The following is a 14051-nucleotide window of genomic DNA, read 5'->3' as shown; positions in this document are numbered from 1 at the left end:
ACAGAAAACTAAGCAACTCAAAATAACTGTTTTTAATACCGCTGCAAATAGTTTGAACTATCATTTAGAAACCATTTTAAACTTCTTTAAAAACAGACATACTAATGCAAATGCAGAATCATTTAATTCCAAAATAAAACTCTTTAGAGCAAATCAAAGAGGCGTAGTAGATGTGAAATTCTTTCTCTTTAGAATGGAAAAACTTTTTGCTTAATCCCCATAAAATTTATGTGACCCAGTTATTGTAATGTAATAAAAAAAGCCTACTAGTATTTACTAGTAGGCTTAGGTTAAATAAGGTTTGCAATTATTGGATCTAGACTATAATTGAATTCTTATAATTTTATTTTATCAAATCAAAACTTCTTTTAACAAAAGCAGTAAGTTCCTCTCCTTTTAATAAGTTTTGAGATAATTTTGCCAAATCAAGAGCTTGTTTTACTAAGCTTTCTTGAGCAGATTTGTCTTTGTTATTTAATATGCTTGTTGCCAAATCTGAGTTGGTGTTAACAACCAAATTGTACATTTCTGGCATATTGCCCATTCCAAACATTCCGCCACCGCCAGACTGGCTCATTTCTTTCATTCTACGCATAAATTCTGGTTGCGTGATAATAAACGGTGCTGCATTGCTGTCTAATGCTTCTAATTGTACAGTATATGCTTTTGGAATATAAGTTTCTAATGAAGTTTTTAAACTTTCTTTTTCGTCTTCCGATAATTTTGAAATTGTAGATTCTTCTTTCTTGATTAAGTTATCAATATGGTCTGAATCGACACGAACAAAATGCATTCCACTATTGTCGCCTTCAATTTTTTGGATTAAATGTGAGATAATAGGAGAATCCAAAAGTAAAACTTCATATCCTTTGTCTTTGGCTATTTCAATATAAGAATGTTGCGCTTCTTTATTTCCAGCATACAAAACAACTAGTTTTCCGTCTTTGTCAGTTTGTTTTTCTTTAAGCTTTTCTTTTAATTCTTCAAGTGTGAAGTATTTGTCATCTACTGTTGGGTACAAAACAAAAGCACCAGCTTTTTCATAGAATTTATCTTCGGATAGCATTCCGTATTCTAATACAACTTTAATGTCATTCCATTTTTGTTCAAAATCTTCTCTATTTTCTGTAAACAATGATTTTAATTTATCGGCTACTTTACGAGTGATATAGTTGGATATTTTCTTTACAGCACCATCTGCTTGTAAACCTGAGCGAGAAACATTTAATGGAATATCTGGTGAATCAACAACACCACGAAGCATCATCAAAAATTCAGGGACAATTCCTTCAACATTGTCGGTAACATATACTTGGTTTTGGTACAATTGAATTTTGTCTTTCTGAATTTGCATATCAGAACCCAGTTTTGGGAAATACAAAATACCTGTCAAATTAAAAGGATAATCGACATTTAAATGAATATGAAACAAAGGCTCTTCAAATTGCATTGGGTAAACTTCACGATAGAAATCTTTATAATCGGCATCCGATAACTCTGTTGGTTGTTTTGTCCAAGCTGGATTTGGGTTGTTTATTATATTGTCAACTTCTACTTCGGTAAAAATGTTGTCTTTGTCTTCAGACTCTACAAATTCGCCTTTCTTTTGTTCTATTTTTTCTGTTTTAGTTCCAAATTTGATTGGAATAGGCATGAATTTATTATACTTATTCAATAAACCAGAGATTTTTGAATCTTCTAAGAATTCAAGAGAATCTTCAGCAATATGCAAAATAATTTCAGTTCCTCTGGTAGTTTTATCAGTAGGTTCTAATGTAAATTCAGGACTTCCATCGCACGTCCAATGCGCTGCTGGTTCGTCTTTGTATGATTTAGTAAAGATTTCTACTTTCTCGGCAACCATGAATGCAGAATAAAAACCAAGACCAAAATGGCCAATAATTCCAGAATCTTTGGCAGAATCTTTGTATTTATCCAAGAATTCTTCGGCACCAGAAAAAGCAACTTGATTGATGTATTTTTCAACTTCATCAGCTGTCATTCCAAGTCCTTGATCTATAATGTGGATTTTTTTTCCTTCTTTATCAATTTTAATTTCAATAATAGGAGAACCATATTCTACAGCGGTTTCACCAATACTAGTAAGGTGTTTTAATTTTAAAGTCGCATCGGTACCGTTTGAAATCAATTCACGCAAGAAAATTTCGTGATCACTGTATAAGAATTTCTTGATTAAGGGAAAGATGTTTTCAACCGAAACATTAATTTTACCTGTTGTCATATTTTAAATTTTTTAAAGGTTTTACAATCTATTTTAATAGGCTTTCAAATAGAGTACCAATTGCTATTGAAGTGACAAATTGTCGCAAGTGAATTATATAAAATAAAAATATATTTTCAATCAATTTGATCATTATCTTTGTAAGTATATTAATTTTAAAATTCAAGAACATGAAGAAAATTCTCTTATTATGCATTATTACTGTATTGGTATTTGCATGCAAATCTGCGTCAACAGCCCCAGCTACCCCAGAGCCAGTTTCAAATGCTCCGATGACCAAATTAGACAAGACTTCACAAGTTGGAATGAAAGGAAATTGGCAGATTACCAATGTAAGTTATCCAGGATCAGATTACATTAAGGTTAATTCTTTTGATCTAGCAGATTCCAAGTGTTTTATTGGAAGTACATGGAATTTTATTTCAAATAACAACAAAGGAAACATGACTTTAAATAGTCCAAGTTGTACTTCTTTTACATCTGCAATCACATGGTATATTAATAAAGAAGGTCAGTTTGTTTTGAAAATTTTGGATGAAGGATTAAAATCTAAAAAAGTTAAAACTGGATTTGTACTTGGTGTTGCAAATCAATCAGAGAATTCATTTCAATTAATTGATAAAATTACTGTAGGGAGTAAACCAACAGATGTAGTTTACCAATTTCAAAGAGTTAATTAAAATAAAAAAAAATCAATATGAAAAAAATAATCGTTTTAGGAATAAGTAGTTTGTTTGTATTAAGTTTCTTTTTTACCAGCTGTGAATCGGTAAAAAACACGAATAATACACAAAAAGGTGTTGGAATTGGCGCTGTTGCTGGTGCTTTGATTGGTGGTATCATTGGTAACAATACAGGAATAGGTACCGCAGGTGGAGCGCTTATTGGTGCTGCAGTAGGAGGAGGAACAGGAGCTTTGATTGGTAATAAGATGGACAAGCAAGCTAGAGAAATTGATCAAGCTTTGCCTGGAGCAGATGTTGAGAGAGTAGGAGAAGGAATTCGTTTGGTTTTAAAAGAAGATGCAGTACGTTTTGATTTAAACAAATCAACTTTAACATCTCAAGCCAAATCAAATTTGGATAAATTGGTTCCTGTATTTAATTCTTACGCAGATACAAATATTGAAATATTTGGTTATACGGATAGTACAGGTAAGCCAGAATATAATTTGACGCTTTCTCAAAAAAGAGCCGAAACGGTAAAAATGTATTTGATTTCAAAAGGATTAGTAGCAAGTCGTTTTAAAACATCTGGTTATGGAATTGCAGATCCGATTGCCACAAACGAAACAAAAGAAGGTCAAAGTCAAAACCGTCGTGTAGAATTTGCAATTACAGCAAATTCAAAAATGATAGAAGATGCTAAAACAGGGAAATAATAAGTCCCCTTTTTAATGTATAACTGCTTTTTTATAAAGCAGTTTTTTTTTGGATATAAATGAATTATCAACATAATTTCTTTGATAAACAAGCTATATTTGTTTTTTCAAATTTTAATGTTAAAGAATGCTTCAAGTTCAAAATATTTCATTCGGTTATACCGAAAAAATCATTATTCAAAATGTTGATTTCACCGTTTCCAAAGGTCAGAATATTGCCATACTAGGAGAGAGTGGTTGTGGAAAAAGCACTCTTTTAAAACTTATTTATGGAATGTATGACTTAAATGAAGGGCATATTTTTTATAATGAAAAGGAGATTCGGGGTCCTAAATATAATCTGATTCCGGGTATGCCTTTTATGAAATATTTGGCACAAGATTTTGATTTGATGGAGTATGAAACTGTAGCCGAAAATGTGGGTAAGTTTCTTTCTAATGGTTTTTTACCTTTAAAAAAACTGCGCATTCAAGAATTGTTGGAAATGGTCGAAATGACAGAGTTTGCCAATGTAAAAGCAAAATTACTCAGTGGAGGTCAACAACAGCGAGTAGCATTAGCCAGAGTTTTGGCTTTGGAACCAGAAGTATTATTATTAGATGAACCCTTTAGTCATATTGATAATTTTAGAAAAAATGCATTGCGCAGGAATTTGTTTGCTTATCTAAAGAAAAAAGGAATTACTTGTTTTATTGCAACACATGATAGTACCGATGCTCTATCTTTCTCCGATGAAACTATTGTATTGTATCATGGAAGTATCATTGAAAAAGGACCTTCAGCAGAGGTCTATAATTATCCTTTGAATAAATATGTTGCTTCTCTTTTTGGGGAAGTAAATGAATTGAAATTGTCACAATTGATGTCAATTGACGGGGAAGACGAAATTGTTTTATTATATCCGCATCAGCTAAAATTGGACGCCAATGGATCTCTTAAAGCAATTGTAAAAGAATCTTTCTTTAAAGGAAGCCGTTATTTAATCAAAGCCGTTTTTGATCGAAAAGTTATTTTCTTTGAACATGAAACCCCTTTAGAACTCAATCTGGAAGTGGTATTGAAAATCTCTTAATTAAAAACATCAATAATAAGAATATAGTAAATTTATTTTGCTAAAAATGACGATGTCTTAAAAAAACACTATATTGTGTTCTCTTTTTTCAAAAGATGTTTAAATTTGCAAACTTATTTTATAAAAAATCAACTATGTACCATTCAAAAATAGCAGGATTGGGATATTATGTTCCAGAAAATGTAGTGACTAACGATGATTTGTCTAAAATCATTGAAACCAATGACGAATGGATTCAGGAAAGAACAGGGATTCAAGAGCGAAGACATATCATTCGCGGGGAAGACACCACTACTACAATGGGTGTTAAAGCCGAAAAAATTGCAATGGAACGCTCAGGTGTTGCCGCAGAAGATATTGATTTTGTAGTTTTTGCTACATTAAGTCCTGACTACTATTTTCCAGGGCCAGGAGTTTTGGTACAGCGTGATTTAGGTTTGAGAACTGTTGGAGCCTTAGATGTTCGTAATCAATGTTCTGGTTTTGTCTATGCACTTTCAGTAGCCGATCAATATATTAAGACTGGAATGTACAAAAATATTCTTGTGATAGGTTCCGAAGTTCATTCTACAGGATTGGACATGACTACACGTGGACGTGGAGTTTCGGTGATTTTTGGAGATGGAGCTGGAGCTGCAATTGTAAGCAGAGAAGAAGATTTAACTAAGGGGATCCTTTCTACTCATTTGCATTCTGAAGGTGTTCATGCAGAAGAATTAGCCCTAAAAGCACCAGGAATGGGCGGACGATGGGTAACAGACATTATTGCGGATAATGATCCAGATGACGAAAGTTATTACCCTTACATGAATGGCCAATTTGTATTCAAAAATGCCGTGGTTCGTTTTGCTGAAGTAATTAATGAAGGATTGGAAGCGAATAATTTGCAGGTTTCGGATATTGATATGCTGATTCCGCATCAAGCCAATTTGAGAATTTCTCAATATATCCAAAAGAAATTTGCTTTGACGGATGATCAAGTTTTTAATAATATCCAGAAATACGGAAACACAACCGCTGCTTCTATCCCGATTGCTTTGACAGAAGCTTGGGAACAAGGAAAAATAAAATCTGGCGACACGGTTGTCTTAGCTGCTTTTGGAAGCGGATTTACTTGGGCTAGTGCTATTATAAAATGGTAAATTTTTATAAATATAAAATAATTATCACTATAAAATAGTTTATTATACAAGAAACCCCAGAGTTGGCATACTCTGGGGTTTCTTTCTTTTGCAACCTATTATTAAAACTAATTTTTAAAACCCACCGCTTCCTTGGGTTTCGTTTTTGTCTCTTTCTTTTCTTTGAATGGCTTTGTTTTTACCGGTTCCAAAACGATAATTGAATCCTATAAATGCTGTTTGGCTTTCCCAATGAAATTCACCTGTTTGTGCTTTTGGTTGTGTAGCATCAAATGCAAAGTGCATCGTATTAAAAATATCACTTACTCTTGCGGTAATAGTTCCACTACCTTGTAACACAGTAAGACTAGAGCCCATGTCAATTTTCCACATTGGTTTTCTAAGGAATTGCAATCCTAAATCTTCACCTCTGTACATACCCGTCAATTGAAAACGCAAATTTTTGGAAGCCTTAAATGTATTACTAATACGAGAATTGAAGATAGTAACATCTACTTCAATATAATCAGTTCCAATATAGCCCTTTGTTTTTTTGTTGTAAGCATCAAAACTAATGTTGGCAGAATACCATTTTGTGAAGTCTAAATTTCCAGACAATTCAAGTCCAAAAGCATTGTTGTCGTTAAGGTTTGCGTAAGACAAAATTAATCTTTCGGAATCAATAGGGTTTTCAAAAAGTGTTCGGGTTATTTCATCATTTATTTGACGATAAAATACTCCAGAAGTAATTGAACCAATCTTTGTTTTTCGAGTGTAGTTCAATTCAACCGAATTGGTGAATTGAGGAAATAAATTTGGATTTCCTTGAGAATCAATTTGTGGTGTACTCCATTCTCGAATTGGGTTTACTTGGTCGATGCTCGGTCTGTCTACACGTTTTGAAACACTTAGATTGAACGAGTCATTGTCATTTGGTGTATAGTTTAAAAACCCCGATGGATAAACTGTGAATAGTTTGTCATTAAATGTGCCATCAGCTTCATTTACTTTTTTGAATAACGCATCGGCAGTGTATTTTTCAAAACGAGCACCAACTTGTGCATTCCATTTTTTCCACTGTTTTGAGATCGTTGTGTAAGCAGAATAAATGTTTCTTTCGTAATTGAAATTAGAATTATAAGCGCCATTCTCTAGAAAATTATTTTTTGTATTTTCAATTCGAGTTTCCAACCCTGCTTCAAGTTTGATGGTTTCTGTTAAAGGATTGGTGTAGTCCAAATTGAGTAATACGTTTTCTCCTTTTGTGGTAATGTCATTCGTTCTAGGATCGCTAAAAACACTATTCTCGGTATTATCATTATTATTGTAATTGCTTTCAAATTCTAAAGTATGCCCTTCTTTTTTGAATTTTTTCTTGTAATCAAAGTTATAAGTTTGAGTGTAATTGTCGTTTTTACTATCGAATAGCTGAGTCACATCCGTATTTGAAGAGTTTGTGAAATCAACAGTAACTTTCGAACTGCCATCTTCTTTTCCGATATTTTGTGTGGTATAAATAGAAATAGTATTACTGTCATTTAAATAAAAGTCTAAACCTATTTTGGCTAAATGCGATAGGTTCTCATTTTTGAAATTAAAGTCTTGTGAATTTTCTTCATTTGGTTCAGTAGTATCAATATGTCCATTGTTATGGTATTGACCAGTAGTCAATCCATAATTTGCATACATGTTGATTTTTCCGCTACGGTAGTTCATATCAAAAGAAGAATTCGTCTTTGGTGTTTTACCAAAAGTTACTCCACTGTTTACACTTCCGTTAAAACCAATTTTAGCATTTTTGTTTAATACGATATTGATAATACCGCTCATTCCTTCTGGATTGTATTTGGCCGATGGGTTGGTAATTAACTCAACTTGTTTGATGGAAGTTGACGGTATTTGTTGTAATAACTGAGCTGCATCGACAGTAGATGGTTTTCCGTCTACAAAGATTCGAACATTCGAGTTTCCTCTTAGGCTCACCGCATTGGTTTGAGGATCGACACTTACAGATGGAATGTTGTTCAGAATTTCAGAAGCAGTTGCTCCAGCGCTCAATAAATCTTTACCAACATTTATGATTTTTCGGTCTGTTTTCTGTTCGATTAAGGAACGTTCCTTGATGATATCAACAGATTGAAGTTCTGTGGCTTCTTCTTCTAAAAGGATTTCAATAGAAGAACTTTTTTTTGCAGCGCTCAATTCAAAAGTGGTGGAGTATTTTTTATAACCAATGAATTCTACTTCCAAGGTAAATTTTTTCAACTCTAAATTTTTTATTGAAAAAGAGCCGTTTTCGTCTGCAACAATTCCAGTAATTAATTTCCCTGCCTCTTTTATTACAATTGAAGCATATTGTACAGGCTGGTTTGTTGCTTTGTTTGTAACTTTTCCCGAAAGAACTCCGGGGTTTTCTGCATTTGCGATTCCTACGAAACTCAATAGGAAAAACACTAATAGTTTAGACTTCATGATTTGATTTTTGATTGATGATTTTGATTGATGATTTCCCATAAGACGATTTTATCTTCTATTTGTAACACATTTTTTAAAATAAATTTCAAAATATTTGGATGTTTTAATTGAGTGCTTTGATTTTTAGGATATTCGATGTCTGTTTTTTTCTAAATAAAAAAGATTCTTTATATTGTCAAATTGAGCTGTTCTTCGAGTGAATTATTATAAATGGAAACGGTTTGCATTCAATAGCGCCCTGTATTTTTATAAGATAATCCGTTTTTAGAAACATTACCATACAGAATACTTTTTCACTTTCCATATTTGGCGAATAAGCCTTATATTTGCACACTTAAAAAAATCAAGTATACATGTCATTATCCAATATTCTTACCCCATCTATAGAGAAAGCCATTCAAACTTTGTTTGATGTAACCATTGATAAAGTAGAGTTTCAAACCACAAGAAAAGAGTTTGAAGGCGATATTACGATGGTTATTTTTCCATTACTTAAATTGGTAAAAAGTAATCCTGTTGAATTGGGAAATAAAATTGGAAATTATTTGGTTGAAAATGTTCCAGAAGTAGCTCGTTTTAATGTGGTTTCAGGATTTTTGAATATTGTGATTGCGGATCAATATTATTTGAATTTTTTCAACGAAATCAAAAGTGTAGAAAAGTTCGGATTTGTAACCCCTTCTGCAACTGACAAGGCGGTGATGGTCGAATATTCTTCGCCAAACACCAACAAACCGTTGCACTTAGGACACGTTCGTAATAATTTATTAGGATATTCAGTAGCCGAGATTATCAAGGCTTCAGGGAAAAAAGTATACAAAACTCAAATCATCAACGATAGAGGAATCCATATTTGCAAATCCATGTTGGCTTGGCAGAAGTTCGGAAACGGAGAAACTCCTGAATCTACGGGGTTAAAAGGCGATAAATTGGTTGGTAATTATTATGTGGCTTTTGATAAAGCGTACAAAGCCGAAATCACTGAGTTGATGAATGCCGGAAAAACAGAAGACGAAGCCAAAAAACAAGCACCAATTATTCTCGAAGCACAACAAATGCTTTTGGATTGGGAAAATGGTAAACCCGAAGTAATTGCACTTTGGAAAACCATGAACCAATGGGTTTATGATGGTTTTGCCATTAGCTATAAAAATTTAGGCGTAAACTTTGATAGTTTTTATTACGAAAGTAATACTTATCTATTAGGGAAAGACGTAGTTCAAATTGGTCTTGAAAAAGGAATTTTCGAAAAAGATCCCGATGGTTCGGTTTGGATTGATTTGACCGATGAAGGATTGGATCGAAAAATTGTATTGCGTTCGGATGGAACTGCAGTATATATGACACAGGATATTGGAACTGCAATTCAGCGTGTAAAAGACATGCCGGACGTTGGCGGAATGGTTTACACGGTTGGAAACGAACAAGATTATCACTTCAAAGTTTTGTTTTTGATATTGAAAAAATTAGGCTTTGAATGGGCTTCCAATCTTTTTCATTTATCTTACGGAATGGTAGATTTACCTTCCGGAAAAATGAAAAGCCGTGAAGGAACCGTTGTTGATGCCGATGATTTGATGCAAGAAATGACCGATACGGCTCAAAAAATTGCTGAAGATTTAGGGAAACTTGATACGTATTCGGTTGAAGAGAAAACTAAATTATACAATACAATAGGTCTTGGAGCGCTTAAATATTATATTTTGAAAGTAGATCCGAAAAAACGAATTCTGTTTAATCCAGAAGAATCTGTAGATTTTGCTGGTAATACAGGGCCTTTTATACAATATACCTACGCTAGAATTCAATCGATTTTACGAAAAGCTGATTTTGATCTTACTGTAACATCAAGCATTTTGGAATTGCATGAAAAAGAAAAAGAATTGGTAAAACAATTGGAGTTGTTTCCAGAGGTGATTCAGAATGCAGCTCACAATCACAGCCCCGCTTTGATTGCCAATTATACGTATGAGTTGGTTCGTGAGTACAATTCTTTTTACCAAGCCGTTTCGATACTTGGCGAAACAGACTTGAACAAAAAAACATTTAGAGTACAATTGTCTAAAAAAGTGGCAGATGTTATTGCCGATTCTTTCAAATTGTTGGGAATAAATGTGCCAGAGAGAATGTAATCTGTTAAAAATAAAACCAAAAAATCCGTCTCGTTTTTGAATGAGACGGATTTTTTTATGCGCTATTTCTAAAATAGTAAGTTGATTACTGAATAGCAAAGAGTTGAATTTTTTTTTATATTCAATTTGAAACCATTTTATAATTGATTTCAAATGGTTTTAGAATTTTGTATTCATTGATGCAATCTACCAAATAACGTAATTCCTCCACTTCCTTTCTGTTTAGTAAAATGATAAAGTTTGATTGTAAAGTAGGGATGGGGATCTTCTTTTCATAAATAGAATATTGATATTCCCTTTCCCAATAATCAATGTCTATTTGATTCAAATAATTGGCAAAACTCGTCAGTTCTTCGCTACTCAAATCAAAGCCCAAATTGTTAAACAGCAATTGGTACATATCTCTATGATGGCAATGCAGTAAAATTCCATTCGAGGTACGGTTTACTATTTTCAGATTACACATAATTGTAAATATTTACTTTTTGATTACAAATGAATCAATTATAGCGTCAACTTCCACTTGGGTTGCGGTAGGTTTTAAATCAAATAAAACAGAGAAAAGCGATTTTTTGTTTACCTTTTTTTCTAGCGATAAATCTTTATTGTTTGCATATACATTTCCCCATTTACTTCTTACTTTTTTCCAAAGCTCTTGATTGGTTGCCCACCAGTTTTGAGCTAAAAGACATTTGCTGTCCGCTACTTTGGTATAAATATCCATTCCTTTTTCTTGTGCCAAAAGAACATCATTTCCTTTGTCATCTCTAATGATTTTGTCATTGTCTTGTTCATGAATCCATCCAAATGAAGTAATTTCCTGAATGTTTCTCCTTTTTAAAACATTGTAATCATCACGTTTGGTATGCTCTCTACGTGGAAGTGGAGCATCTGTTGTATTTTTCCAATAATCTGTTCCGTCCACATGAACCCAACTTGAAGTTCCTTCATATCTAGGACTGTCATCTACTTGAAATACTTTTTGTGTCCATTGTCCTTTTACGTTTTTGGTAGGCAATTTGTTGAACTTCCAGGTTTGGTCTTTGAAAAAAGAATACAACTCGGTGTTTTCAAACAGCCAATCTTGTCTCCAGTGCTTAACAATGTCATTTTCTTCCTTTCCAACAATCAATAAATGTTGTAATACAATTTTATTTGGTTGGTCTTCTACCAATTCTATCCATTCGAGTGCAGTTTCGTGTTTGGTTTGTGAGGGTTTGTAGGTGGTAGAGTCTTTGGGATATTCGAAAGTTTCGGTAAAATTGAATTTTACTTCATAACAACCACACATCGCTTTGATGGAATTGATGTCTTCTTGTTTTTTTAAATCTTGACTTTTACCAGTTAGACTTGTTAGTAATACAATCGAAAAAAGAATTGCTTTGATTTTCATACGGTTAGTTTTTAATGACTATTTATTTTTGACAAAAATAGTATTTTTATTTAGAACAAATAAAAATAAGATATATATTTGTCAAAAATTATTAAGAATGTTTCTAAATAAAATAATGAAAATTAAATTTGCTCTTATTGCAGTATTGCTTTTTTTCCACCTTTCTTTTGCTCAAAAAAAAGATACTATTGTTGTAAATAAACTTTCTGAGGTTGTTGTTACAGGTCAGTTTAAACCTCAATCTATAAAGAAATCTGTTTTTAATGTAAGGTTGATTTCGAGTCAAGATATTCAGAATTTGGCAGCGAATAATTTATCAGATGTATTGAATCAGTATTTGAATATTACTGTTAAACCAAGCGGAAACGATGGTCGATCTACTGTTTCAATGTTTGGATTAGATGCTCAGTATTTTAAAATATTAGTAGACAATGTGCCTTTGGTTAATGAATCAGGTTTGGGGAATAATACTGATTTATCCCAAATTAATTTGAATGATATTGAACAAATCGAAATTATTGAAGGTTCAATGGGAGTTACGTACGGTGCAAATGCCGTAAGTGGTGTTTTGAATATTATTACAAAAACATCTTCAAAATACAAATGGGGGATTTCAGCAACACTTCAAGAAGAAACTGTTGGTGATGAATACTCCCTTTTTGATAAAGGGCGTCATATTCAAGCTTTAAAGGTTTCTCATAATTTAAATAAAAATTGGTTTGTATCTATTGGAGCAAATCGAAATGATTTCCAAGGTTATTTAGACAATAAAAAAGGAAAGGATTATAACGAAAATGATGGTTTACGGGGTTTTACTTGGTTGCCAAAAGAGCAATTAAACACTACAGGGTTAGTGTCTTACAAAAAAAACAATTTCAGTTTTTTCTACAAATTCGAATACCTAGACGAAGATGTAGATTATTATAACCGTGCCGTTCAATCGGGTTACAATACTACTTTGGGTTCGTATCGCTATGCAAATGACAAGAGATATTTAACCAATAGATATTTTCATCATTTGAATTCGGCAGGAAAATTATTCTCACAACTCAATTATAATGTTTCTGTTTCCCATCAGAAGCAGGAAAGGAATGTTGAAGATTTTAGATATTATTTGACTACCCAAAGTGAAAGCAATTCTATCAAAATTAATGACCAGTCGATGGAAGTGCTTTATTCTACAGGAACGTTGAGTAATTTTTTTTCCGGTAGAAAAGTTGACTTACAATTAGGGTATGAATTTGTGAATAATCTCGGTTTTTCATTGGTTCAAGAAGCCAACAATATTTTTGTTCCAATAGCAAAGCGTATTGAAAATTATGATTTTTTTGTTTCTGCAGAAATAAAAGCAACGGAGCGATTCTCGATACGTCCAGGAATTCGATTTTCAAATCAATCGATGTTCAAAAATCAATATGCTTCATCTTTAGGGTTGCGTTATTTGTTTGATAAAGGTGTTGAACTACGTGGATCTATGGGAAAATCTTTTAGAACCCCCACTTTTCATGAATTATATTCTAAGTTAATTTTTGATGGACACTTTTTTGTCGGAAATGAAAATCTTATTCCAGAGACCAGTACTTCGTATGAAATGAGTATAAAAAAACAAACGCTGCATGCCTCTGGTGTACAACTTTCGAATATGCTAACAGGGAGTTATTTAGATGTAAATGATAGGATTGATATGGCGCTTGTGGGTTTTAATGAAGACAGTGGGAGTCCAGAATACCAATACATTAATATCAGTAAATATAAAATGTGGAATGTTTCTTCGGTGAATCAATTCAAGAAAAATAATTTGACGGTCAATTTGGGAGCTTCAATAATAGGAGTTTCACAGAAAATTGAGAATCAAAGTTTTACTTCCGATGATAAATTCCTGTATTCTTTTAATTTGAATAGTAGCGTTTCCTATACTATTCCAAGTTGTAAAACAATATTTTCGGGGTATTACAAATACAACGGAAAATCGCAGCAATTTATAGAAACCACATCAGCATATGTTATTTCAGAAGTTGATGCTAGCAATTGGCTAGATGTTTCTGTCCGGAAAAATATCTTCAATGATAAACTAGAAGCCACAATTGGCGCAAGAAACTTATTTGATATAAAAAATGTCAATCAAACAAGAACTAATGAGGGCGCTGGTCACGCAAGCTCTACTGAAGTATTGCTGGCTTATGGACGTTCTTATTTCGTAAAATTAACATATAATCTTAATCTTTAATCTAAATC

The 14051-nt window shown here is 32.8% G+C and carries 11 protein-coding genes; 7 read left to right on the top strand and 4 right to left on the bottom strand.

Going from position 1 to position 14051, the window contains the following annotated elements; all coding sequences use genetic code 11:
* Nucleotides 1-214, top strand: a 214-nt coding sequence (locus tag AC8GF4_RS05765; protein WP_506593286.1) for a transposase, incomplete at its 5' end; no start/stop codon positions are given.
* 129 nt (nucleotides 215-343) lie between these two features.
* On the opposite strand, the gene htpG is transcribed toward AC8GF4_RS05765, so the two are convergent.
* On the bottom strand, nucleotides 344-2242 hold the full coding sequence (gene htpG, locus AC8GF4_RS05760; RefSeq protein WP_506593285.1) for a molecular chaperone HtpG: 1899 nt from the start codon (nucleotides 2240-2242) through the stop codon (nucleotides 344-346).
* A gap of 170 nt (nucleotides 2243-2412) precedes the next feature.
* Here htpG and AC8GF4_RS05755 point away from each other — a divergent pair, with 170 nt between their 5' ends.
* From AC8GF4_RS05755 to AC8GF4_RS05740, 4 genes are all read left to right on the top strand, one after another.
* Nucleotides 2413-2922, top strand: coding sequence for a lipocalin family protein (locus AC8GF4_RS05755; protein ID WP_506593284.1), 510 nt, complete (start codon nucleotides 2413-2415; stop codon nucleotides 2920-2922).
* 17 nt (nucleotides 2923-2939) lie between these two features.
* Nucleotides 2940-3623, top strand: coding sequence for a YiaD family glycine zipper/OmpA-like lipoprotein (locus AC8GF4_RS05750; protein ID WP_506593283.1), 684 nt, complete (start codon nucleotides 2940-2942; stop codon nucleotides 3621-3623).
* A 127-nt stretch (nucleotides 3624-3750) separates the two neighbouring features.
* Nucleotides 3751-4695, top strand: a complete 945-nt coding sequence (locus tag AC8GF4_RS05745; protein ID WP_506593281.1) for an ABC transporter ATP-binding protein — start codon at nucleotides 3751-3753, stop codon at nucleotides 4693-4695.
* Nucleotides 4696-4829: 134 nt separating this feature from the next.
* The gene (locus AC8GF4_RS05740) at nucleotides 4830-5837 is read left to right on the top strand and encodes a 3-oxoacyl-ACP synthase III family protein (RefSeq protein ID WP_506593280.1); all 1008 of its coding nucleotides are present in this window, start codon (nucleotides 4830-4832) and stop codon (nucleotides 5835-5837) included.
* Between the two features lie 114 nt (nucleotides 5838-5951).
* Here AC8GF4_RS05740 and AC8GF4_RS05735 read toward each other — a convergent pair whose 3' ends face one another.
* Nucleotides 5952-8288: a TonB-dependent receptor gene (locus AC8GF4_RS05735; protein WP_506593279.1), complete on the bottom strand. Its 2337-nt coding sequence runs from the start codon at nucleotides 8286-8288 to the stop codon at nucleotides 5952-5954.
* A 356-nt stretch (nucleotides 8289-8644) separates the two neighbouring features.
* Here AC8GF4_RS05735 and argS point away from each other — a divergent pair, with 356 nt between their 5' ends.
* Nucleotides 8645-10423 carry an arginine--tRNA ligase gene (gene argS / locus AC8GF4_RS05730; protein ID WP_506593278.1) on the top strand — a complete coding sequence of 593 codons (1779 nt, stop codon included), beginning with the start codon at nucleotides 8645-8647 and terminating at the stop codon, nucleotides 10421-10423.
* 121 nt (nucleotides 10424-10544) lie between these two features.
* Here the strand turns inward: argS and AC8GF4_RS05725 are convergent, their stop codons facing one another.
* A complete protein-coding gene (locus tag AC8GF4_RS05725) occupies nucleotides 10545-10889 on the bottom strand; it encodes a DUF6686 family protein (RefSeq protein WP_506593277.1) in 345 nt (114 codons plus the stop codon).
* A 12-nt stretch (nucleotides 10890-10901) separates the two neighbouring features.
* Entirely contained in the window at nucleotides 10902-11816 is a 915-nt protein-coding gene (locus AC8GF4_RS05720) for a DUF6607 family protein (RefSeq protein ID WP_506593275.1), read from the bottom strand.
* A 115-nt stretch (nucleotides 11817-11931) separates the two neighbouring features.
* Between AC8GF4_RS05720 and AC8GF4_RS05715 the strand changes: the two genes are divergently transcribed.
* Nucleotides 11932-14043: a TonB-dependent receptor plug domain-containing protein gene (locus tag AC8GF4_RS05715; RefSeq protein WP_506593274.1), complete on the top strand. Its 2112-nt coding sequence runs from the start codon at nucleotides 11932-11934 to the stop codon at nucleotides 14041-14043.
* The last annotated feature ends 8 nt before the right edge of the window (nucleotides 14044-14051 follow it).

Source organism: Flavobacterium rarum (SeqCode) (genome assembly GCF_965234445.1).
Taxonomy (GTDB): Bacteria; Bacteroidota; Bacteroidia; order Flavobacteriales; family Flavobacteriaceae; genus Flavobacterium; species Flavobacterium rarum.
This window is presented reverse-complemented; position numbering and strand designations above follow the sequence as displayed.